We start from the raw sequence: 23,903 nt of genomic DNA, 5'->3' as shown, positions 1-23,903 counted from the left end.
TCTCCTTAGTAGCTACCGTGAGTGTTGTTTTCAATTTCTTCAACCGTTACTCTGCGCCACATTTTTACATAACACCAGGTGGTGTAAGTTAAAATAAGTGGAACAAAAATACACACTGCAACAAACATTACATTGAGCGTTTTATGGCTCGATACCGCATCCCAAATTGTTAAGCTAATATTTGGATTGTTGCTTGATGGCATAATAAATGGGAACAGTGAAACACCGGCCGTCATAATCACGCCAATTAACATTAAGCTTGTTGAAATAAGTCCAAGTGCTGGTTTGTTCAATTTAGAAAACAATAGCGCACTTAGTGCCATTACAAACGCTAAAATAGGAAAGGTCATAGTCCATGGGCGTTCACTGTAATTGCTAAGCCACGCGCCTTGGGCTGTTGTTACTACTTTAGCTAATGGATCTGCATGGCTTTGTGTATCAGGCATAGATACAATTTGGTAACCCGTTAAATTAGCAACCCAAAAACCAGCGCCTGCAAACAGTATAATAAACACAATCAGTGAATAACGACCATATTGCCCTGAGCGTTCTGCTACTGCATCAGCTGTACGAAGCTGCAACCACATCCCCGCATGAGCAACTAACATAGTAATACTGACTAAACCAGCAAGTAACCCAAACGGGTTAAGTAAACCAAAAAATGAACCTTGGTAGCTAACACGCATTAGATTATCAATATTAAACGGTACGCCTAAAAATAAGTTACCAAAAGCAACACCAAAAACTAATGCTGGAATTGCGCTGCCTGCAAGCAAGCCCCAATCCCAGTTATTGCGCCAGCGTTTTGAGTCTACTTTACTGCGGTAATCAAACCCAAGTGGTCTAAAAAACAAAGCAAAGAGTACTAGCATCATGGCAAAGTAAAAGCCCGAAAATGCAGCTGCATAAACCATAGGCCACGCCGCAAATAACGCGCCGCCTGCAGTTATAAACCATACTTGGTTACCATCCCAATGCGGGCCAATTGTGTTTATTACTGTGCGGCGCTCTGAATCTGTTTTACCAACGAGGCGAAGCAACATAGCAACGCCCATATCCATGCCATCGGTAATAGCAAAGCCAATAAGCAGCACACCAATGATCAACCACCAAAGCATTTTTAATGTTTCATAATCAAAAATCATGATTGCTCTCCTTCAGTTTGATCAGTTTTATTTGGCAATTCAAAATGATATTTACCAGTATGTAGCGAGCTTGGTCCTTGCTTAACAAAGCGGATCATCAACCAACCTTCAACAATGGCTAAACCAGTATAGAAAACAATAAATCCAGTTAAGCTAATTAAAATATCGTTCACTGTTAATGACGACGTGGCTAAAAAAGTCGGCAGTATTTCAGATATAGCCCAAGGTTGACGTCCATACTCAGCAACTATCCAGCCAAATTCAATAGCTATCCAAGGTAGTGGAATGCTCAATACGGCAGCCCATAACAACCAGCGTTTTTGCTCAATAACGCGATGTGCGTTGTAGTAAAATGCCAATATAAATACACCCAACATGGCTACACCACAGGCAACCATAATCCTAAATGACCAAAACATAGGGCCTACTTTAGGGAAAGAGTCTTTAACCGCTTTTTGAATGTGCTCTTCGGTAGCATCTACAACATCAGGTGTGTAGCGCTTAAGTAGCAAGCCATAACCTAAATCATCTTTTAGGGTATTAAATTTGGCAATATTATCTGGCGTATCTTCACCGTTTCTGAGTTTTGTAAGGTATTCATAAGCAATCATACCGTTGCGAATACGTACTTCGTGTTGTTTTTCTAGGTCGTTAATACCCGTTACTTGCTCATCAAGTGAGCGCGTAGCAATTAACCCAAGTGCGTAAGGTATTTTAACCGCAGCATGTGTTACTTGCTCTTCTGAATCAGGAAAACCAAATGCGGTAAACGCAGCCGGAGCTTCTTCTGTGTGCCATTCAGCTTCAATCGTGGCAAGTTTTACTTTTTGAACTTCACCTACTTCGTAGCCTGATTCGTCACCGAGTAAAATTACACATAAAATTGACGCCAAACCAAAGCCCGATGCGACCGAGAAAGAACGTTTAGCAAACGCTAAATCACGGCCTTTCAAGATGTACCAACTGCTTATGCCCAGTACAAACATAGATGCAGCTACATAACCTGCCGATACGGTATGAATAAACTTAACTTGTGCTACAGGGTTAAACACAAGCTCAGCAAAGCTGGTCATTTCCATGCGCATGGTTTGATAGTTAAATTCAGCACCGACTGGGTTTTGCATCCAGCCGTTGGCTATTAAAATCCACAGCGCCGACATGTTGGTACCAATGGCCATTAAAAAGGTTGCACCTAAATGTTGGCGTTTAGAGAGTCTGTCCCAGCCTAAAAAGAACATACCTACAAAGGTCGATTCTAAAAAGAATGCCATTAAACCTTCAATAGCAAGGGGAGCACCAAAAACATCACCTACGTAATGGGAGTAATAAGACCAGTTAGTACCAAACTCAAACTCCATGGTAAGGCCTGTGGCCACACCAATTGCAAAGTTAATACCAAACAATTTTCCCCAAAACTTAGTCATATCACGATAAATTTCGCGACCGGTCATTACATAAACCGATTCCATAATAACTAAAATCCAGGTCATACCTATCGTTAACGGTACGAATAAGAAATGAAAGAGAGCGGTAACAGCAAACTGTAATCGCGATAGATCCACAAAGGTTTCATCTATCATTATTGGCTCCTTGAGAGTGACGGATTAACAGGGCAACATTTAATTGGCAAAGTTAAGGTTTAATGAACTTTCAGTAATTACTGAAAGTTTGTAATAGTATTTACTTTTGTGCAATTTTTGTCAACATACATATTAGTAAAACTTAATATATATTTCCTATGCTACATCAGTATTAAAAACAAACAACATAAAGCCTTAACTTACGTGATAAAAAACCAGTTATTTAAAGCGTTTAACCAAACAGTAAAACACGGTAAACTAACAAGCATGAACGCCTGGTTTACTTGTGAAATAAAATCAAATGAATAAAGATAAAAAACAACTACGAATTGGTATTGTGGCAGGTGAACTGTCGGGCGATATTTTAGGTGAAGGTTTAATTAAAGCCCTTAAAAAACATTTTCCGGACGCTATTTTTGAAGGAATAGCAGGACCTAAAATGCAAGCGCAGGGCTGTAAAACACTTTACGACATGGATGAGCTTTCGGTAATGGGGCTTGTTGAGGTGCTAGGGCGTTTGCCGCGTTTGCTTAAAATACGTAAACAACTCGTGCAGCATTTTGTAGATAACCCACCTGATGTATTTATTGGTATAGATGCACCCGATTTTAACTTACGTGTAGAAAAGCCACTTAAAGATGCGGGCATTAAAACAGTACAGTATGTAAGTCCATCTGTTTGGGCGTGGCGCGAAAAGCGAATTCATACAATAAGTGCAGCGACTAATTTAGTGCTTGCGTTACTGCCATTTGAAAAAGAATTTTACGATAAACACCAAGTGCCATGTACATTTGTGGGTCATACCTTGGCTGACGACATAGCACTTGAGCACGACGATACTAAAGCACGTGCAGAACTCGGCTTAAGCCTTGATGACAAAGTACTGGCGCTGCTACCTGGTAGTCGAGGCTCAGAAGTTGGTTTACTAAGCGAAACTTACATTAAAACAGCTGCAGAGCTGCAAGCTAAAAATCCCAATCTTAAAGTTGTGGTGCCATTGGTTAACGAAAAACGCAAAGCGCAGTTTACTGATATATTAAACGCTACCGCGCCAAACCTTAATGTTAACCTGCTTGATGGACAATCAAAATTAGCGATGCAAGCCGCCGATGCTATTTTATTAGCGTCGGGCACTGCAACACTTGAAGGTATGCTTTATAAAAAGCCAATGGTAGTCGGTTATAAAATAAAGCCGTTGAGCTATTGGATTTTTAAAACCTTATTTACGTTTAATATTAAGTATTTTTCGTTGCCTAATTTATTAGCCGACGAAGAGCTAGTGCCTGAGTTTTTACAAAGTGAGTGTAATGTGGCTAATTTAACCAATGCGCTTACTCCTATGCTTAATACAGATAACATTGAGCTAAAAGCACGCTTTTTAGCTATTCACGAAAAAATTAGATTAAATGCCAGCGAACAAGCAGCCAACGCTGTGGCGGAGTTAATAAATGCAAATTGATAGACCTAATGTATCCTTAATTGCCGGTGTAGATGAAGTAGGGCGCGGCCCGCTTGTGGGTGATGTAGTTACTGCCGCCGTCATTTTAGATCCCACTAAACCAATTGCAGGCTTAGCGGATTCTAAAAAATTAACAGATAAAAAACGCCAAGCGCTTGCGATTGAAATAAAAGAAAAAGCATTGTGTTATGCCTATGGTCGCTGCAGCCCAACAGAAATTGATGAGTTAAATATTCTGCACGCAACTATGCTTGCCATGACTCGCGCAGTAGAGGCATTAAGTAGGCAACCTGAATTTGTATTTATAGATGGTAATCGCTTACCAAAACTCACTATGGCTGCGCAAGCTGTTGTTAAAGGCGATAGCTTAGTGGCAGAAATTTCAGCCGCGTCTATTTTAGCTAAAGTAGCACGTGATGATGAAATGATTGAGCTTGATAAACGCCACCCTGAATATGGCTTTGCAGGGCATAAAGGGTATCCAACAAAAGCGCATTTTGCCGCGCTTGAGCAGTACGGCGCAATTGACGAACATCGTAAAAGCTTTAAACCTGTGCAGCGCGTTTTAGCGCAAGCCAATGGTGAGGGCTAAGCATGGCTGCTCCTGATTTTGTTCATTTAAGAGTGCATTCAGATTTTTCGATGGTTGACGGCCTTGCTAAAACAAAGCCGATAGTCGCAAAAGCGCAAGAGCTGCAAATGCCCGCTATTGCGATTACCGATCAAATGAACTTTTGTGGCTTAGTGCGCTTTTATGGCGCAACACATAACGCCGGTATTAAGCCTATTGTGGGTGCTGACTTTTGGGTTCGTAGCCCAGAATTTCCTGACGAGCCAAGCCGCTTAACCATATTAGCCAAAGACAACGACGGCTATAAAAACATTACCTTATTAATATCTAAAGCGTATCAACGTGGGCATGTGTTTCATCGCCCAGTGATTGACCGAGAATGGCTGGTGGAGCATAAAACGGGCTTAATTATTCTCTCGGGCGCTAAAGATGGTGACTTAGGTAAAGCGTTACTAAAAAATAATCCAAGCGTTATTGAATCGGTTGTTAGCTTTTACAAGCAGCATTTTAGCGACAACTACTACCTTGAGCTTGTGCGCACCAATCGACCGCTTGAAGAAGACTACTTACACATGGCGGTAGAGCTTGCTACCAAAGAGCAGCTACCTGTTGTAGCGACCAACGAAGTGGTATTTTTAAAGCCTGAAAACTTTGAAGCACACGAAATTCGCGTTGCTATTTTTGACGGCTACACGCTTGACGATAAACGCAGACCTAAACGGTTCTCTGAAGAACAATACCTAAAAACATCAGAGCAAATGGCTGAGCTGTTTAGCGACATTCCAGAAGCCCTACAAAACACAGTAGAAATAGCTAAACGTTGTAATGTAACAGTTCAGCTAGGGACTTACTTTTTACCTGATTACCCAACCGGCTCACTTAAGATTGATGAGTTTTTAGTTAAAGTGTCAGAAGATGGTCTTGAAGAGCGACTGCAGTTTTTATTCCCCGACGAAGAAGAGCGAAAAGTAAAACGCGTTGAATACGATGAGCGACTTGATATAGAGCTTGGCGTAATTAACCAAATGGGATTCCCAGGTTACTTCTTAATCGTAATGGAGTTTATTCAGTGGAGTAAAGATAACAATATTCCTGTTGGACCTGGTCGTGGTTCAGGTGCGGGTTCGTTAGTTGCGTACGCACTTAAAATTACCGATTTGGACCCACTCGAATTCGACTTGCTTTTTGAGCGATTTTTGAATCCAGAACGTGTATCAATGCCCGATTTCGACGTCGATTTTTGTATGGATAGACGAGACGAAGTAATTGATCACGTGTCGGCTTTGTATGGGCGTAATGCGGTATCGCAAATTATTACCTTTGGTACTATGGCTGCAAAAGCGGTAATTCGCGATGTAGGGCGAGTGCTTGGACACCCTTACGGGTTTGTTGATCGTATTTCTAAAATGATTCCAGGCGATCCTGGGATGACACTTGCTAAAGCGTTTGATATAGAACCGCGCTTGCAAGAAGCCTACGATGGCGATAATGAAGTAAAAGATTTAATCGACATGTGTCGCATCCTAGAAGGGTGTACACGTAACGCCGGGAAACATGCGGGTGGCGTAGTAATATCGCCAACCACTATTACCGACTTTGCCGCGCTTTATTGCGATGACGAAGGTAAGTTTCCGGTAACGCAATTTGATAAAAACGACGTAGAAACTGCAGGCTTAGTTAAGTTCGATTTCTTGGGTTTACGTACACTGACTATATTGCAGTGGGCGGTCGAAATGACCAATGTGCGCATGGAGCGCCAAGGTAAAGACCTCGTTGATATAAATACCATCCCACTGGATGATAAAAAAAGTATTGAGTTGCTACTTCGCGCTGAAACGACTGCTGTATTCCAGCTAGAGTCGCGCGGTATGAAAGACTTAGTACGCAGACTTAAGCCCGACTGCTTTGAAGATATGATTGCACTCGTGGCCTTGTTTCGACCAGGTCCGCTGCAATCAGGCATGGTAGATAACTTTATCGATCGAAAACTGGGCCGCGAAGAAATCTCATACCCAGATGCGCAGTATCAGCACGAAAGCTTAAAACCAATACTTGATCCAACGTACGGCATTATCTTGTATCAAGAACAAGTAATGCAAATTGCGCAAGTACTAGCAGGTTACACGCTAGGTGGCGCCGACATGCTGCGTCGTGCAATGGGTAAGAAAAAACCCGAAGAAATGGCAAAGCAGCGTTCAACGTTTGAAGATGGCGCAAGAAATAACGGCATTGACGGCGAACTCGCAATAAAAATCTTCGACTTGGTAGAAAAGTTCGCAGGTTACGGTTTTAATAAATCTCACTCGGCGGCGTATGCACTTGTTTCGTATCAAACGCTGTGGATGAAAACGCATCATCCTGCAGAGTTTATGGCTGCGGTAATGTCGGCTGATATGGATAACACCGACAAAATCGTTATTTTGGTGGATGAATGTGAAAACATGAAGCTCACCTTATTGCCGCCAGATGTGAATGCAGGTGAGTTTAAGTTTACAGTAAACTTGCAAGGCGAGATTGTTTACGGCATTGGCGCGATAAAAGGTGTGGGTGAAGCACCGGTTGATGCAATATTAGAAGCGCGTGCAAAAGGGGGCCCATTTAAAGATTTATTTGATTTTTGTGCCCGAGTTGATTTAAAACGCTTAAATAAACGCGTGACCGAAAAATTAATTTATTCAGGTGCACTCGATAATTTAGGGCCAGAAAAAACCCAAGCTGGCCGTGCTACATTACTAGCGAGTTTAAAAAGTGCAATGCGGGCAGCCGACCAACACAACAAAGCTGAGCTATTAGGGCAAAGTGATTTGTTTGGTTTATTAGCCACTGAGCCTGATGAGGTTGAACAAGCCTTTATTAAAGCCACAGGCCTAACTGATAACGAATGGTTAGATGGTGAAAAAGAAACCCTAGGCCTTTATTTAACTGGGCATCCGATAAATCAGTACCGCCGTGAGCTTAGGCATTATACCAGCGGGAAAATAGTTGATTTACAGCCAACGAACCGCGATGTATTTGCAACAGCCGCAGGTTTGGTGATTGCTTCTAGGGTATTAATTAATAAAAAAGGAAATCGTTGGGCCTTAGTAACTTTAGATGACAAGAGTGCACGGATTGATGTACGCTTGTATTCAGACGAGTTTGAAAAGTACCAAGATATGCTCCAAGTTAACAATATCTTGGTAATATCTGGACAGGTCAGCTTTGATAACTTCTCCGGTGGTATTACAATGACCGCCAGAGAAATAAACACCATTGCTCAAGCGCGTGAAAAGCGTATTAAAGCGATTAAAATGACGCTGAACATGGTGCAAGTCGAGGCAGGTTTCTTCGATAAATTACAAAAAGTACTCGAACCCTATAAAATGGGAACGTGTCCGATCAAGGTTTATTACCAACGTCCAGATGCGTTGGCGCAATTAACTCTTGGGATCGAATGGTGTGTTACGCCAAGTGACGATTTAATTCATAAGTTATCACTAATGGCTGCGCAAGATGTAGAACTAGAATTTAACTGATTAGGTAGTTTAGAGCATGAGCCTCAATTATCTTGATTTTGAGCTTCCAATTGCAGAATTAGAAGCAAAAATTGAAGAATTACAAAATATAAGCCGCGCTGGCGAATTAGACCTTGAGTTAGAAGAGGAAGTCAGCAAATTAAAAGAAAAAAGTGCCAAACAAAAACAGGAGATTTTTTCTAATTTAGGCGCTTGGCAAGTATCACAGTTAGCACGTCATCCGTTGCGTCCTTACACTCGAGATTATATCGAGCGCATTTTCACGGAATTTGACGAGTTTGCTGGCGATCGTACTTTTGCTAACGATCCGGCTATTTTAGGAGGCGTTGCGCGTTTAGATGGCGAACCAGTAATGGTTATTGGCCAACAAAAAGGCCGTGACACTGCTGAAAAAATTAAACGCAACTTTGGTATGCCAAAGCCAGAAGGTTACCGTAAAGCATTGCGCTTAATGGAAATGGCTGAGCGTTTTAAAATGCCAATCATGACTTTTATCGACACGCCGGGTGCATACCCAGGTGTTGGCGCTGAAGAACGTGGTCAATCTGAAGCAATCGCGCGTAACTTAAAAGTAATGGCGACACTTAAAGTGCCGACAATATGTACGGTTATTGGTGAAGGCGGTTCAGGTGGTGCATTAGCGATTGGTGTTGGCGACAGAGTTAACATGTTGCAATACAGCACTTACTCTGTAATTTCGCCTGAAGGTTGTGCGTCTATTCTTTGGAAAAGCGCCGACAAAGCCCCACTTGCAGCAGAAGCAATGGGTGTAACCGCAGAGCGAGTTAAAGAACTAGATTTAATCAGTAACTTAATTGATGAACCTCTAGGTGGCGCGCACCGCAATTACGATGCTATGGCACGTAACTTAAAAGTTCGCCTTAAACGTGACTTAGCAGACCTACAAGCGCTTACGCTTGAAGAAATGCTTGATCAACGTTACAAACGTTTAATGTCATTTGGTTATTGCTAAATACATTAAATGTTAAAAAAAGCCGCTTATGCGGCTTTTTTGCTTTAAAATGTTCAGAGTTTTTATATAAAAGTGCGCCCATATGCATACATCAGCAATTTATCAGCAATTAAAAAAATCATTAAATAGCTATATTGAGCAAGGTAACACCGCTTTTACAGTGGCGCTTTCTGGTGGCGTTGATTCTGTGGTGTTGTTGCATTTAATGCGCACTTTAAAAGTAGATAACCCTGCAATTAATGTATCGGCTATTTATGTCCACCATGGCTTGAGCCAGTATGCTGATGACTGGCAACACTTTTGCAAAAACGTATGCATTGAGCTTAATGTGCCTTTTGAAGCTGCGAAAGTTGTTATTGAGCAGCAGTCGCGCACAAGTCTTGAAGCCCAAGCACGCGACGTCCGTTATAAAGCACTTGATGAACTAAGCCCACAAGGCAGCATTATTTTACTGGGCCAACACTTAAACGACCAAGTAGAAACGTTTTTACTGCGCTTAAAGCGTGGCTCAGGTTTAAAAGGGCTTGGTTCTATGTATAAAGAGCGCTTGCTGCAAAGTGGGCGTATATGTTTTAGACCATTACTAAATGTAGCTCGCAGCGATATAGAAGCGTTTGCAACGCAGTTTAGTATTAGCCACATAACCGATGACTCTAATACAGATGAAAGTTTTGATCGTAACTTTTTACGATCGAAAATAGTACCTGTGTTAGCTGAGCGCTTTAATGGGTTTGAACAATGCACTGCACGAAGTATTGAGCTACTACAGCAGCAACAAACATTACTTGATGAATATACTCAGCTTGATTTAAATAAGTGTATTAACGAGCATCAAGCACTTTGCATTGGCCAGATAAGCGAATACAGCGCAGCGCGCATTGCAAATATAGTACGTGCGTGGCTTGCACTATTTACACAAGTGATGCCATCGCAAAAGCAGCTCGAGCAAATTATTAATCAAGCAATGTGCGCAAAAAACGATGCACAAATGCGTATTGATTTGCTCGATGGGCAAATACGTCGTCATCAAGGTTATTTGTATTTTGTAACACCAAGTGAAGTATTAACAGATATTGAGCTGAATCATTCACAGCTAAAACTGGCAGACGGGCGCTTATTAATTAAAAGCACCGGTTGCGGAGTAAGACCTCCACACGCTAATGAGCAAGTAGTAGTGCGCTTTGATTGCAATAGCGCACGCATTAAACCACTTAAAAAGCCTGGTAGTAATACAGTTAAGCATTGGTTTAAAGATGCAAAAATAGCGCCCTGGCTTCGCGCCAGTGTGCCGCTTATTTTTTATAATGATGAATTAGTTCAAGTGGTTGGTTATTTTATAAGTGCTAAACATATTGATGAAAATGGTATTTTTTGGGAGTGTAAATAAATGAGTAAACAGCCGCATGTTGGTTTGTCGTTAGTTACTAAAGCGCCAGTGGGTATGCTAATAACGGCCGTTATAGCTATTATTGCTAATATTTTACTTGAGCTAAATATAGTTACGCTAGGTTATGCAGTTGCGGGTGGAATTGTATCTGCAGTGCTTTTATTAGCTTATTGGTTAGGTAAAGGTGGATTGTTTTTTATTTTAGGCGTGAGCCTGCCACTGCTTTTAGTATTATTTACACCGCTTGCTACTATTACCGCATTACTTAATTTAATTAGCGGATTCTTTTTTGGTTTTTGTGCCGCGTTGTTTATTTATAAATTGGTAAGTGCAAAGCCTAGCGGGGGAAGCTAGGCTTTTTATTTAATGCAGTTAAGTAAAGACTAATATGCTTTTGCGCAGTTTCTACCAGATGCTTTTGCTTTGTATAAACCTTTATCGGCGCGAGCAAATATTTCAGTTTCGCTGTCTTGGCTGTTAGCTAAAGTAAAACCAATACTGGTTGTTACTTTATACTTAGACATTAGGGGCGATTTTCTTACTAAGCACATTATCCGCTCAGCAATCACTTTATTCGTTGTAAACTCAGGGTCTTCAATAAGTAAAGCAAACTCATCACCACCAAATCTAAATACCGAATCAGTACCGCGTATGCTGCTACACAGTACTTTTGAAAACTCTTTAAGTGTATCGTCACCAATTTTATGGCCAAAGTTGTCGTTAACTTGTTTGAAATTATCTAAATCAAGCAGCATTAAACTAAATGGACGCTGGTAACGACGGCAGTTTTCAAGCTTTTGTAGTAAAAAGTCATTAAACTGACTACGGTTATTTAAGCCTGTTAACGCATCTTTTGTGGCAAGTTTTAATACTCGGCTATACATCATCGCATTACGAAGTGGATAAACCAGCGCAGTATGCAAAGTATGTAGCTTTTTCTCAATGGCTTGACCAAGCGGGAATTTACTAAAATAAATTAGCTGCCCTAAGTGTTCTTTACCAATCGCCAAATCAAAAATATAGGGTGTACTATTTGTATCACTCTGTGATGTTTGCGTAGTTCCCAGTGTTGACTGAAACTGTAAACCAGAGAAATTTAACAATTGTTTTGTAAATTTTGCGTATATAGCTAAAACATCCTCAATCACTAAGCTAGTTTGTAGCTCTGTAACGAGTTTATGTGTTTCTGTTATTTCATTTGTTGGCGAATGTTCAGCCGAAAACGGCAAAAAATCACCGCGACCAGACACACGCTGCGTCAAAATATGGACGTTTTCCATTAAATTCTCCCCCGAGGGTGTTACTTTGCAATTACTAAGCGATTTTTGTGCCATATTTTAAAACTGGCTGAAAAACAGAAGGTTGCTATATTTAAAGTAAGTCCCTTGGTTTAATTGACGCGTGAGGCCGAATTTGCAGAGTATTAACGTTCAAATTTTTGGCTTGCTAGTGGCTGCAGTTCTTTTTGTGTGGTTTTTTAAACGCATTGGCTTGCCGCCTATTTTGGCGTACCTAGCAACGGGGGTTTTAGCCGGTAGTCATGGTATTGGTTGGTTAGCGCAATCTCATGAAATAGAGTTTGTAGCAGAGCTTGGGATTGTGTTTTTGTTATTTAGTTTGGGGTTAGAATTTTCTATTTCGCGGCTAATGGCAATGCGAAGCCTAGTATTTGGGCTGGGCTCGTTACAAGTAGGTATAACCAGCTTACTCTTCATTATTATTTTATATTGTTTAGACTTTTCCCTACTCACCAGTTTTACCATTGGTACAATTATGGCGCTTTCTTCTACGGCTGTAGTGGTTAAGCTATTAAAGGAAACGGGTGAGCTTAATCAGCGCCGTGGGCAATTGGCCGTTGGTGTACTGCTTTTTCAAGATATTGCTGTTGTTCCTCTATTAATAATACTTCCTTTATTTGCATCAAGCGACTCTCAAAGTATTGGCTGGGCTTTAGCGTTTGCCCTAAGTAAGGGCGCATTTGTATGCGTGCTTCTTTGGGCAATTGGTAAATGGGTATTGCCCATTGTGTTTAAAGAAATAGCGCAAGTACGAACAGATGAGTTGTTTGTGCTTACCACTATATTAGTCGCCTTATTTGCGGGCTTTTTAACGTATATGTTTGGCTTGTCTATGGCATTGGGCGCTTTTTTAGCGGGAATGATGTTAGGTGAGAGCAATTACAGGCATCAGTTAGAGGCCGATATACGTCCATTTCGCGATATTTTAATGGGGCTGTTTTTTGTAACTGTGGGTATGCAGTTGGATATTTTATTTGTACTGGCGCATATAGTAATAATTATTGGCGCATTGCTTGGGTTACTCGTATTAAAAATTACAGTAGTAGCACTTAGTGCGCGGCTAATGCATGAGCGAAACCAAGACTCGCTCGCCTGTGGCATTATGCTGTGGCAAATGGGGGAGTTTGGTTTTGTACTTATCGCACTTGCTGGCCAGCATCAGTTATTAAACTCAGAGCAAGCTTCATTTTTAATTGCCCTTGGTGTGTTATCAATGGCATTTACACCATTTTTGATTGATAAAACGCCATTTATTTTAAAGCGTTTGGGTATACTCGATCGCCCTAGTTTAGCGCTGGAGAGTGAGCCACAAAGTAGTACACTTTATAGCGACCATGTTGTTATTTGTGGTTTTTCGCGAGTTGGGCAAACTATAGCGCGTTTTTTAAAGCCCGAAGCAATAGACTACGTTGCCATTGAAAGTAACCCAATTTTAGTACAAGAAGGCAAAGCGGCAGGTGAGCCTGTTATATTTGGCTATGTTAAACAAAAAGATATTTTAAAGTGCGCAGGAGTAGAGCGAGCTCGCTTGGTTATTATTACTTTTACAGAGCTTGATCACGCACAAGTTGTTATTGATGCCATAAAACAAATAGCGCCCAACGTTAAAATACTTATTCGTACTCGTGACGATAGCCAGTTAGATTATTTAAAAGGGCTAGGCGTAACCGAAGTAGTGCCAGAGTCGTTAGAGGCGAGCTTAATGCTCGTGTCGCATGTGTTGTCTATGTCGGGCGTACCGATGACGCGTATTGTGCGTAGAGTAAGTAAAGAACGTCGTAATCGTTATCCATTAATGCAAAGCTTTTACGCAGGGTATTTTAAAGATAGCGAAGATGCCTCAAGTGAACGATTAGAATACTTACATGTTGTAGCGCTACCTCAGCAAGCTTATGCCGTGGGTAAAACAATTGAAGATCTTAATTTAGAAAAGCGGCGAGTACTCGTAAAAGCACTGCGCAGAGAAGGAGCCGAAATAGATACGCCATCAGCGCAAACAACATTATTGGCTAATGACGTTTTAGTATTACAAGGTAAACCAAGGCGTGTTGAGCGGGTAGAGCACTATCTGCTCGACGGAATCGAATAGTGACTTAGATTAATCTAACTCTAAAAATTCACGCATCTTAGGTAGCTGCGCCATACCGTCTTCATAGCCAATTTGCATTAAATGCTGGGTGTAGCGTTTTTCAAACAATAGGTAACTGGTTAAGCTCGATTGCGAATGCTTTTTTACACCTATGGTACGTAGCAATACTTTAATGGCCCATGGCATATCGTCGTAATACTGCGCTGCAATTGCGTTAAAGTTTTGCGAAGGGTTAATGACAAAGGTATCTATTTGTTTAAGTTCTTGATGTTTGTCGCGAGCGGGTAATAGCCCTAATGTTCGGTTAACACGAGCCAAACGCTCTAAATCCGATTGCATAGTGTCGGTAAATACACTGTCGAGTAAATGCCCTGCAACAGCGGATAGACCCGGATAATGTGGCGAGTAACCCGGTGGGTGTAATTCTTTGGGTTGGTCGACCCCAATAATAAATATTTTTTCAGCGCCTAAATGAATCGACGGACTCAGCGGAGAAAGTTGATGTATAGAGCCATCCCCAAAGTAATGGTTATAAATATTTACACTTGGAAACACCATAGGGATGGCACTCGATGCCATTAAGTGCTCAACATTAATACGAGTTGCACGGCCTTCGCGTTTAGCACGCTGCCAAGATGTTTGCGTATTAGATTGAAAAAATGCAACCGAGTCACCCGTTGTATAACTTGAGGCTGTAATTGAAAGAGCATCTAAATAATTACGGTGTAAATTGCGCTCAATGCGGTGTAAATCTAAAATTTCGTTTAATAAACCACGCAGAGGGCGGTTGTTTAGCAAGCTCGCTGGTGGATGGTTAATATGTTCTGACTGAAAGCTCGTTAAAATATTACGCGCAATATGACCAAATACGCTTAAAAAATCACTTTTATAGACCATAGAGGTTGAAAAGTTTTTCCAAACTGATTCAAGCTTTCGTACAGCCAAATGCGCACAGGAGGCGTAACATGCTAACGCAGCTGAGTTAATAGCCCCAGCAGAGGTGCCATTTATTACTCTAAATGGCAATGGAGCGGTACGAGGCATACTATGAGCTAGCGCTTTAAGGACACCCACTTGATAAGCAGCACGTGCGCCACCACCTGTGAGTAATAAGGCAATTTTAGGTTTTTGTGGATCAACTTGCTTGATTTTCATATTGGTGGTTAAACTGTTCTACGTCTTTACTTTATTTATTAACTGTAAGTCTTTAAGCTAGAAGAATCAAAGGATAACTGCCCTAATACTTATTACATTGTTTAATCACCCAATTTAGTACTTAACTTACTTTGCTATAATTGCCGTATTATAAAATGTCATAGTATTTGTGTAAGAATGAATTTAATCCACTTAGCGTACTCTAAGTGATATCGCATTTTAATTTTTATGGAGTTCGTATGTCAGATAAACCAGAAGCATCAGATGTTCAAAAACGTCCACCTAATAACAATATTCTTTTCGCCGTTATTATTTTAATAGTCGTAGCATGTGCGGCCGCCTTCGTATTGCTAACACCCAGTGACGAGCAAGCAACACGCACTGAGGTAGAGCCCACAGTTAAAGAACAACCTATGATGGAGCTTAAACCCGAGAACGACCCTGTGGTAGATGCGCCGTCTGTAAATCCAGAAAAGCCAGCAGAGCTTGAAGTACCAGCACAAAGTCCAAGTGAGCCTGTGCCAGAAGCAGAGCCACTACCAACGCTTAACGAAAGTGATGCAGTTGTTGTTGCTAAAATGGACGAGTACCTAAGCGACTCAGTAATGAGCTTAATGGTGACCGACGATGTTATTCGTCGTGGTGTGGTATATGTAGATAACTTAGCAAAAGGAAAAATAGCTAAAAAACACATGCCTGTTGTACAGCCAGAAGAAAAATTTAGCGTGAATGAAGGTGATATCTTAACTATTAACCCTAACAGCTACGAGCGTTATACACCGTATGTGAAAATATTTACCAGTATGAGTGCAGCGCAAGCCGTTCGCATGTACGAAGAGTACAAGCCACTTATTAATAATGCATACAGTGAAATTGGTTACGGCGATGACGAATTTAATCAAACGCTAACCGATGCAATCGATTTATTACTTGATACGCCAGAGCCTGAAGGTGACTTGCCGTTACTTCGTGATTCAGTAACGTACCAGTATGCGTTTTCGGAGTGGGAGCAATTACCAGATGCACAAAAACAGCTTTTACGTATGGGTCCAGAAAACATGAAAAAAGTAAAAGCAGCATTACGTAATATAAAAGCGCAGTTAGAGAACAATTAATACGCACTAAAATAGCTAAATACGCCGCGATTGTATATGAAGTATGCAATCGCACTTTCTTTTTAGATTATCCCTTGAATAACAGAGCAAAAGTAGAGATAATCCCTCCCGCGCCAACCAAGGCCCTCAATGGTAGTCTTATTGGTCCTCTCGCAACACTAGCAGGCGAACCTGGTCAGGCCCGGAAGGGAGCAGCCACAGTTTGTGACGTGTGTGCCGAGATGTGGCTGGTAAGACTGCCACCCAAATTCCTCATTTGGGTGTTGTTTGAAGTATAAGTTGACATATTTGTACTAAAAGATGGCATAAATTGGAAGTATAAGGTGGCATAGTCTAGTATTTAACCAAATGGTTAGATGGTTGACTCACATGTACAGAAGAAAACTAAAACACTCCCGTGTTAAAAACCTCCATAAATTTGCTAGTCAAAAAAATAAATCTACATGTTTAGTTGAATCCTCTTTAGAGTTTGATGCGTGTTTCCATTTTGAATTTTTACCATCAATAGCCGCATTTGAAGCACAACCACTAGGTTACGAATATGAGCTTGATAACCGTACTTGCCGTTATACACCTGACTTTTTACTTACCCACACAGACGGTACGCAAAAATTTATAGAAGTAAAACCACAAAGCAAAATTGCCGACAAAGACTTTCGTGCACGTTTTATTGAAAAGCAAACCATAGCTAAGCAAGATGGACGCGATTTAATACTGGTTACTGATAAGCAAATCCGTGTATACCCAACACTCAATAACTTAAAGCTTTTACATCGCTACTCTGGTTTTCAGTCTTTAACAGAATTGCAAGCATCGGTGTTAGCACTTGTTAAGCAATGCGGCTCTATTAAAGTGGGCCAGTTAGTTAACTTTTTAAAAGTAACTGCCGGTGAACTACTTGCTACGGTGCTGCGCTTATTATCATTAGGGCAGTTATTTGCCGACTTAACTACAAATGAAATATCAATAGAAACAGCAATTTGGTCTAATAATGTTTAATGATGGTTTGTTTGATGATGAATTTAACCAGCCATTACCAAAAGTAGAGACCAAACTACCTCAAAATTACGCCAAAGACTTACAAGCCCTTCCTGAAAAAATTAAAACAACAACATTTGCTAAGCTTAAATATATTCAATGGCTTGAGGCTAATATTCAAGGCGGTTGGACACAAAAAAACCTTGAGCCTTTATTGAAAGTAATGCCCGAAGTTGAGGGAGAAAAAAAGCCCAGTTGGAGAACAGCAGCACGATGGTATAGCGCTTATACCAATGCGGATAAAAATATAATGGCGCTAATACCAAGCCACCAAAAAAAAGGTAACAGGGAGCACGATACAGCAACCGATAAGTTTTTTGAAAAAGCACTTGAACGTTACTTAGTAAAAGAAAAGCCATCAGTGGCTTCGGCTTACAAGTTATATAAAGACTTAGTTATTATTGAAAACGACAGTGTTGTAGGCAGTGTTTTAAAGCCTTTAACATACAAAGCGTTTAAAAACAGAATAGATAACTTACCACAATACGAAGTGATGATTGCTCGTTATGGTAAGCGCCTTGCTGATATTGCTTTTAATAAAGTAGAAGGGCATACACGGCCTACCCGAGTACTCGAAAAAGTTGAAATTGACCATACACCGCTTGATCTTATTTTATTAGATGATGAGCTCCATATTCCACTTGGTCGGCCAACACTCACCATGTTAGTAGATGTGTATAGCCATTGTATTGTTGGCTATTATTTTAGCTTCAGTGAGCCTAGCTATGATGCAGTAAGGCGAGCAATGTTAAATGCGATGAAACCTAAAAGTGAAGTGGCAAAACTATACCCTGATACGATTAATGAGTGGAAGTGTGCTGGTAAAATTGAAACACTCGTTGTTGATAATGGCGCTGAATTTTGGAGTAACAGCCTTGAACTTGCTTGTGAAGAGATAGGCATTAATACTCAATATAACCCTGTCGCAAAGCCTTGGTTAAAACCATTTGTAGAACGTATGTTCGGCACAATTAACACTGAATTATTAGACCCTGTTCCTGGTAAAACCTTTTCTAACATTTTACAAAAGCATGAATACAATCCCAAAAAAGATGCAATCATGCGTTTTACGACCTTTATGCAGTTATTTCATAAATGGGTAGTAGATGTTTACCATCAAGATGCCGACAGCCGCTTTAAGTACATACCTAGCCAATTATGGGATCAAGGCTTTAATACGTTACCACCAACAATGCTAAGTAATGATGATCTTCAACAACTAGATGTTGTGCTCAGTATTTCAAATCATCGGGTACTTCGTAAAGGTGGAATAAGGCTAGAAAATTTAAGCTACGACAGTACTGAACTAGCAAATTATAGAAAGCAATTTAGCCATAAAGTATCTCAAGAAGTTTTAATTAAATTAAACCCCGATGATATTTCTTATATATACGTTTACCTCGATAAGCTAGAGCATTACATAAAAGTGCCATGCATAGATCCAAACGATTATACCCAAAATTTAAGTTTGAATCAGCATAAAATAAATATACGTATTCATCGCGATTTTATTTCGGGCTCTATCGATAATGTAGGCTTAGCAAAAGCGCGTATGTTTATTCATAATAAAATTCAAAACGAGTTTGAAGAGTTAAAAAATGCGCCAAAAAACTCAAAGGTAAAAGGGGGTAAAGCGTTAGCTAAGCATCAAAATGTAAATAGTGATTCACAAAAATCAATAGCTCAGAGCGAGCCAGTAGAACCCAAAAAGGTCACCCCTAAAGAGCAACCAACAGATAGCTGGGATGACTTTATCTCAGATCTAGATGGATTTTAATTATGCTGACCGATAAACAAAAAGAAAAGCTTAACGAATTTCGTGATGTATTTATTGAATACCCAATAATAAGCACGGTATTTAACGACTTCGACAGATTAAGACTTGGTAAAGGGTTAGCGGGCGAAAAACCCTGCATGCTTTTAAATGGCGATACAGGCACAGGTAAAACAGCACTGATCAAGCAATATAAAGAACGACATTTACCGCAGTTTATTAATGGTGTTATGAATCATCCTGTATTAGTAAGCCGCATACCTAGTAACCCGACATTAGAGTCTACTTTAGCTGAGCTTCTTAAAGACTTAGGGCAAGTAGGCAGCACAGAGCGCAAGCTACGAATAAACGGCACTCGCTTAACGACATCATTAATAAAATGCCTAAAAACGTGTGGCACAGAGCTTATAATTATTGATGAGTTTCAAGAGTTGATTGAACACAACCAAGGTAAAAAGCGCCGTGAGATTGCCAACCGATTAAAATACATTAACGACGAAGCGGGTGTATCAATTGTATTGGTAGGTATGCCGTGGGCAGAAAAAATAGCAGACGAGCCGCAGTGGTCATCGCGTTTATTAGTAAGGCGGCAGCTGCCTTATTTTAAATTATCAGAAAACCCAAAGCATTTTATACAGTTAATAATTGGCTTAGCCAATCGTATGCCATTTACCGAAAAGCCAAATTTAAGTGAACAAGCTACAGTGTTTGCTTTGTTCTCACTATCAAAAGGCTGTTTTAGAACACTAAAATACTTTTTAGATGATGCCGTACTTTACGCATTAATGGACAACGCGAAAACCCTCACAACCAGGCATTTAGTCAAAGCATTTGAAGTACTGTTTCCTGATGTAGCAAACCTTTTTACTTTACCCGTTGCAGAAATTACAGCAAGCGAAGTCGAGCGCTATTCACTTTATAAACCTGAAAGCGCCCAAGATGAAGATCCATTTATAGCGACTAAGTTTACTGACCGAATGCCGATTAGTCAGTTGTTGAGGAAGTGACAAGTAATTATAAACTAAAGAGCTTTAGCTTTTTTAGTAAAGAAAGCCGATAAAATACAGGTTTATCTTTGCAGAACAGTTAATCATTAGATTTATTAAAAAAACGTTTAGCGGCTTCTCCAATGTACCTACAAAATTCCTCTTCGGTCATCATATTGTGACGCGCATCATAAGTAGCACTGATACTATTATATATGGAACTAGTACCAAAAAAGACAAACGAACCAGATAAGAATCGCTCTACAGGTCTAGCTGTTTCTGGTAATTCTTGTCCTTCATAATCATTATATGTCCAGCAGCTATAATCAACATACTCACCGTCTTCAATTTCGCATAAAGACTGGCAAATACCCTCTGAATGGATAGAATTATCTATATTAATAGGTTTAATTTTTTCTAATTCAAGCCTGAAATAGTTCCATTGAGGATCAAAACCAAATGACTCAAAAGTTAACTTTTTAGGTTTCATTATATCTGCACGTGTTCCACTACCAGAGTGAAGTGCAATCATTGAAGGCTCTGAAGGTGTTGTAATCCTATTAATAGTATTTCCTCCTCCATTTGGGTAAAACATATGATTTAAACTTTTTGTAAACGCAATTTGATTGAGAATAGAAATGATTGCATTCTTATCAGTCCATGTAATACTTTTTGGTGTGCCAAGTGGAAATATTCTATTTTGTAGCTCTAGCCACTCTAATAAATTACGCTGTTCAAAGTCTTTATTTAAGCTAATCCATTTTGACAATCTGTTTAAAAAACTCAAAATACTAGGGCGACGTTTTGGGTCATTATCAGTACATTCGATAAGTAAATTATCTAGTTCAGTCGTATAAATGTCAGGGCAATATTGGCTTATTCCAATTACAGAGTTAGGATTATATTGTCCATCAAAACCTTTATGTTGATCAGTGATAAGTATCCATAATGATTTAGCTAAAGAGTACACATCTGCTGGCAGACCATCAGATCTATCAGCTTGCCTTCTCATTTCTGGCGCCATAGTGTACTTGGCTCCTATATCTCTTCTTTCTGGTGTTATATCCTCTTTTCCAGGGTATTGAACTAGGCCAAAATCAGTGAAGTATGGTCGGTTATTGTAAATGAGCATATTTGCTGGTTTTATATCTCTGTGTGCTATTTTTTGCGAGTGAAGTTCTTTGAGTGTTATCGCCAACTTTATAAATTCACTCGCAACCTCTATTGGGGTGAGATTTTCACAATATTTACTAAAATCTTGCGCGACCGGCATCATAAACCAAGGAAATTCACTTTTTGGATCATCAGGTAAATAAGAATCTATCACATGCATAACGCCATCAATTTTTAGCTTTGAAAGAATAGAGACTTCATTTTGAAAACGTTTATAGTTAACTACATCTATATTTATTAAAAACTTTATAGCGTAGAAGGCTTCTTGCTCGTGGTTAACCACTTTCCATACTTCTCCATTACCTCCTTTTCCCAATAGCTCTAGTAATTCACAACCATTAAAAATAGTACCAATTTTGATTTTTCTTCTTTTACTCATGAATTTTCCATAATTTAATTTTTTGCAGGTAGTATTTGTATTTTTAAATCGTACTTGCGTACAAAATAATTGGATTCTTTTACCACTGCTAGCTTTTCTTCAAAAAATGATAAGCAAGTATTTATAATGCTTTCAGGCTTTAGTAAGTGCTCTAATTTATATGAAACATTCATTTTATCTGCTTGCTCGACAAAAAAGTTGTAATTACGGGAAAGTGGAAATTCGTTTTTTAATAGTTCAAATATGTATTTTGTATCTATGGGGGTATTGATTGGATAGCCGTCAATAAACTCTGCTAACTTACTAAATATTAATATATACCAGCGATCAAACATCCAAAGTTGAGGGTGTGTATTATTTGTTTTTAATAAAGCCGGATACTTGGGGTTTTTAACATTAAAATTTTTGTTGGAAGCTATATCGCTTTGTGAAGCAAGCCAAATTTTCCATTTTGGGTAATCATTTGAAAAATATCTATCTTGTTCTAATGTATAAACTTCAGCATGGTTTGTTACATGATCTATAAACTTATATTTTTCTAGCTGTTCTTCTTTTTCAGCAATAGCTATAAATTTGGCTCTTTCTAAAGCCGAATCTGGTGGTGTAAAGTTAAGCCATTCGAACTTAAATCGTTTTGATTTTTTTATTCGACCTACGATGATTTGGCCTGAATCTTTTTTGAGGATATCGGGGATATCATGTTGAAATAAAAGGGCAACATTTAACACTCGTTCTTGGTTAGAATTATTAAGAGCTACGCACTTCAATAGTAAAAAATGTTCATGCTCTGCTTCAAGAAAAACTTCTTTAAAATGTATACTTTTACTTTTTACTACTTGGGCAGATAAATCGTAATTTTTACCACTGATATTATGGTTAAATCCAATGTTGTGGCTGGGTATCTTTAGTCGTTGTCGCTTTTTTAAGTTATCAAATTTGCGTAGAGCTTGTTTTCTAGACTCTTCAATTTGTTGTCGAATTTTTTTATTCATTTCTATTTGGTTGAGTTCAACTTTTTGATTAATCTCTTCTCTTAATTGATCCTCACACCAACCAAATAACCAATTAGACGTATCATCATTATGCTTAAGAGCACAATCTACATCAGCATAATCCGAATCAATATAAACTGATAAATCATACTCTAAGGAAGCGATTTTTTCGTCACGGTAAAAGTTAATTTTTTCTGCGGAGCAAGGCGATGTTACCTTGATTTCAACTAATAAATCACCGATATCAGTTTCTAACTTCACATCGGCGATGTATTTGTTATGAATGCTATATTCAAGTTTTGCAGAGTTAATAAAGGCTTTTCTACTAGGTTCAGTTTTACTGTAACCTCGATGATAAATAGTAATTTCTGGAAGGTTTATTGTTTTAACCGTTAAAAAATATTCTTGAGCGTACCGATGCAAAGCGGTCATTAAGCATGTTCTAGACTCTTCTTTTGTAGTATGAGCAAATGAGTGCGCTTTTATTTTGCCGCCATTGCGTGCAATTAAAGGGTCATTACATGCGATGCAAAAACAGTTACATGCTTTACCATTTTTAACATTATTTATTAAAACAATCTTACCAGAAGCATCACTAGCAAAAACAAGCATAAAATTCCTTTTAACTCATAAATATATAGTTTAAGACATTACTAATTAAGTGTATATTTAAAAACTAAAATATCCTTAGTACACTTATAGGTTAGATACTAAGAGAATCTTAGCAAGATATAATTTACAGCTAAGGTTCACATGGAAACTCCAACACCTTCACGCCTAAAAGCTGCAAGAAAAGCAGCTGGCCTTACTCAGCAACAGCTAGGTATGGCATTAGGCATGGAGCCAAACACGGCTAGTGCTCGCATGAACCAATACGAAAAAGGCAAACATGCCCCTGATTTTTTAACTATGAAACGCATTGCTAAAGAGCTGGATGTACCAGTAGCTTATTTTTATTGTGAAGAAGATGACTTAGCTACACTTATTATTCAATTTAATAAACTAGAAAAAAATAAAAAAGTGGAGTTTCTAGAAGCTCTTAACACCTTAAGTGAAAGTTTTGTTAAGGATATTAAACTATGACCATACAAATAGAACTATCCAAGTATGGGGTAAGGGATTATGAATAGAGAAGACAGTTTGTTAGCTTGTCTTTACGAACTTAGTGAAGACTCATTTACAAAAGATATATTAGTCTATCTAGCGTCAATTAACTTGGCCGGTTCCGCGTCAATTATCGTGGCCGGTTGACACCGAATTTCATTTGCTCTTAT

The 23,903-nt window shown here is 39.4% G+C and carries 18 protein-coding genes and 1 other RNA gene; 13 read left to right on the top strand and 6 right to left on the bottom strand.

The window, feature by feature from the left end; translation table 11 throughout:
- Positions 1 to 5: 5 nt before the first annotated feature.
- Both cydB and AAEY68_RS04475 read right to left on the bottom strand, forming a co-directional pair.
- On the bottom strand, positions 6 to 1,145 hold the full coding sequence (gene cydB / locus AAEY68_RS04480) for a cytochrome d ubiquinol oxidase subunit II (protein WP_024592782.1): 1,140 nt from the start codon (positions 1,143 to 1,145) through the stop codon (positions 6 to 8).
- A complete protein-coding gene (locus AAEY68_RS04475; protein ID WP_007581009.1) occupies positions 1,142 to 2,725 on the bottom strand; it encodes a cytochrome ubiquinol oxidase subunit I in 1,584 nt (527 codons plus the stop codon). Before AAEY68_RS04475 ends, cydB begins: the two co-directional genes overlap by 4 nt.
- 301 nt (positions 2,726 to 3,026) lie before the next feature.
- Between AAEY68_RS04475 and lpxB the strand changes: the two genes are divergently transcribed.
- From lpxB to AAEY68_RS04445, 6 genes are all read left to right on the top strand, one after another.
- Positions 3,027 to 4,184, top strand: a complete 1,158-nt coding sequence (lpxB, locus tag AAEY68_RS04470; RefSeq protein WP_350585586.1) for a lipid-A-disaccharide synthase — start codon at positions 3,027 to 3,029, stop codon at positions 4,182 to 4,184.
- Entirely contained in the window at positions 4,174 to 4,776 is a 603-nt protein-coding gene (gene rnhB / locus AAEY68_RS04465; RefSeq protein ID WP_350585584.1) for a ribonuclease HII, read from the top strand. Before lpxB ends, rnhB begins: the two co-directional genes overlap by 11 nt.
- 2 nt (positions 4,777 to 4,778) lie before the next feature.
- Positions 4,779 to 8,270 (top strand): DNA polymerase III subunit alpha, encoded by a 3,492-nt coding sequence (gene dnaE, locus AAEY68_RS04460; RefSeq protein WP_010553736.1) that lies wholly within the window; start codon positions 4,779 to 4,781, stop codon positions 8,268 to 8,270.
- A gap of 16 nt (positions 8,271 to 8,286) precedes the next feature.
- Positions 8,287 to 9,243, top strand: a complete 957-nt coding sequence (gene accA / locus AAEY68_RS04455; protein ID WP_007581016.1) for an acetyl-CoA carboxylase carboxyl transferase subunit alpha — start codon at positions 8,287 to 8,289, stop codon at positions 9,241 to 9,243.
- An 82-nt stretch (positions 9,244 to 9,325) separates the two neighbouring features.
- Positions 9,326 to 10,630 (top strand): tRNA lysidine(34) synthetase TilS, encoded by a 1,305-nt coding sequence (gene tilS / locus AAEY68_RS04450; RefSeq protein WP_024592784.1) that lies wholly within the window; start codon positions 9,326 to 9,328, stop codon positions 10,628 to 10,630.
- Positions 10,631 to 10,984 carry a hypothetical protein gene (locus AAEY68_RS04445; RefSeq protein WP_010553734.1) on the top strand — a complete coding sequence of 118 codons (354 nt, stop codon included), beginning with the start codon at positions 10,631 to 10,633 and terminating at the stop codon, positions 10,982 to 10,984.
- Positions 10,985 to 11,013: 29 nt separating this feature from the next.
- On the opposite strand, the gene AAEY68_RS04440 is transcribed toward AAEY68_RS04445, so the two are convergent.
- Positions 11,014 to 11,910 carry a GGDEF domain-containing protein gene (locus tag AAEY68_RS04440; RefSeq protein WP_024590733.1) on the bottom strand — a complete coding sequence of 299 codons (897 nt, stop codon included), beginning with the start codon at positions 11,908 to 11,910 and terminating at the stop codon, positions 11,014 to 11,016.
- A 133-nt stretch (positions 11,911 to 12,043) separates the two neighbouring features.
- Between AAEY68_RS04440 and AAEY68_RS04435 the strand changes: the two genes are divergently transcribed.
- The gene (locus AAEY68_RS04435) at positions 12,044 to 14,017 is read left to right on the top strand and encodes a monovalent cation:proton antiporter family protein (protein ID WP_024592786.1); all 1,974 of its coding nucleotides are present in this window, start codon (positions 12,044 to 12,046) and stop codon (positions 14,015 to 14,017) included.
- 9 nt (positions 14,018 to 14,026) lie between these two features.
- Here AAEY68_RS04435 and AAEY68_RS04430 read toward each other — a convergent pair whose 3' ends face one another.
- Positions 14,027 to 15,172 carry a patatin-like phospholipase family protein gene (locus AAEY68_RS04430; RefSeq protein WP_007584072.1) on the bottom strand — a complete coding sequence of 382 codons (1,146 nt, stop codon included), beginning with the start codon at positions 15,170 to 15,172 and terminating at the stop codon, positions 14,027 to 14,029.
- Positions 15,173 to 15,411: 239 nt separating this feature from the next.
- Between AAEY68_RS04430 and AAEY68_RS04425 the strand changes: the two genes are divergently transcribed.
- The 5 genes from AAEY68_RS04425 to AAEY68_RS04405 all read left to right on the top strand — a co-directional run bounded on the left by AAEY68_RS04425 (position 15,412) and on the right by AAEY68_RS04405 (position 20,106).
- Positions 15,412 to 16,287: a DUF3014 domain-containing protein gene (locus AAEY68_RS04425; RefSeq protein ID WP_024590734.1), complete on the top strand. Its 876-nt coding sequence runs from the start codon at positions 15,412 to 15,414 to the stop codon at positions 16,285 to 16,287.
- A gap of 139 nt (positions 16,288 to 16,426) precedes the next feature.
- An RNA gene (gene ffs, locus AAEY68_RS04420) (signal recognition particle sRNA small type) lies at positions 16,427 to 16,523 on the top strand.
- Positions 16,524 to 16,656: 133 nt separating this feature from the next.
- Entirely contained in the window at positions 16,657 to 17,286 is a 630-nt protein-coding gene (locus AAEY68_RS04415; RefSeq protein ID WP_350585583.1) for a TnsA endonuclease N-terminal domain-containing protein, read from the top strand.
- Positions 17,279 to 19,102 (top strand): TnsB C-terminal domain-containing protein, encoded by a 1,824-nt coding sequence (locus AAEY68_RS04410; protein ID WP_350585581.1) that lies wholly within the window; start codon positions 17,279 to 17,281, stop codon positions 19,100 to 19,102. The genes AAEY68_RS04415 and AAEY68_RS04410 overlap by 8 nt, the downstream gene beginning before the upstream one ends.
- A gap of 2 nt (positions 19,103 to 19,104) precedes the next feature.
- On the top strand, positions 19,105 to 20,106 hold the full coding sequence (locus AAEY68_RS04405) for a TniB family NTP-binding protein (protein ID WP_350585580.1): 1,002 nt from the start codon (positions 19,105 to 19,107) through the stop codon (positions 20,104 to 20,106).
- 79 nt (positions 20,107 to 20,185) lie between these two features.
- Here AAEY68_RS04405 and AAEY68_RS04400 read toward each other — a convergent pair whose 3' ends face one another.
- The gene (locus AAEY68_RS04400; RefSeq protein WP_350585579.1) at positions 20,186 to 21,637 is read right to left on the bottom strand and encodes a protein kinase domain-containing protein; all 1,452 of its coding nucleotides are present in this window, start codon (positions 21,635 to 21,637) and stop codon (positions 20,186 to 20,188) included.
- 14 nt (positions 21,638 to 21,651) lie between these two features.
- On the bottom strand, positions 21,652 to 23,241 hold the full coding sequence (locus tag AAEY68_RS04395) for a hypothetical protein (RefSeq protein ID WP_350585577.1): 1,590 nt from the start codon (positions 23,239 to 23,241) through the stop codon (positions 21,652 to 21,654).
- A gap of 141 nt (positions 23,242 to 23,382) precedes the next feature.
- Between AAEY68_RS04395 and AAEY68_RS04390 the strand changes: the two genes are divergently transcribed.
- The gene (locus tag AAEY68_RS04390; protein WP_350585576.1) at positions 23,383 to 23,712 is read left to right on the top strand and encodes a helix-turn-helix domain-containing protein; all 330 of its coding nucleotides are present in this window, start codon (positions 23,383 to 23,385) and stop codon (positions 23,710 to 23,712) included.
- Positions 23,713 to 23,903 lie beyond the last annotated feature (191 nt).

Origin of the sequence: Pseudoalteromonas sp. RB2-MNA-CIBAN-0110 (assembly GCF_040309305.1) — a bacterium.
In the GTDB taxonomy this organism is placed as follows: domain Bacteria; phylum Pseudomonadota; class Gammaproteobacteria; order Enterobacterales; family Alteromonadaceae; genus Pseudoalteromonas; species Pseudoalteromonas arctica.
Note: the sequence above shows the minus strand (reverse complement) of the source record. Positions and strands in the feature narration are given on the sequence as shown.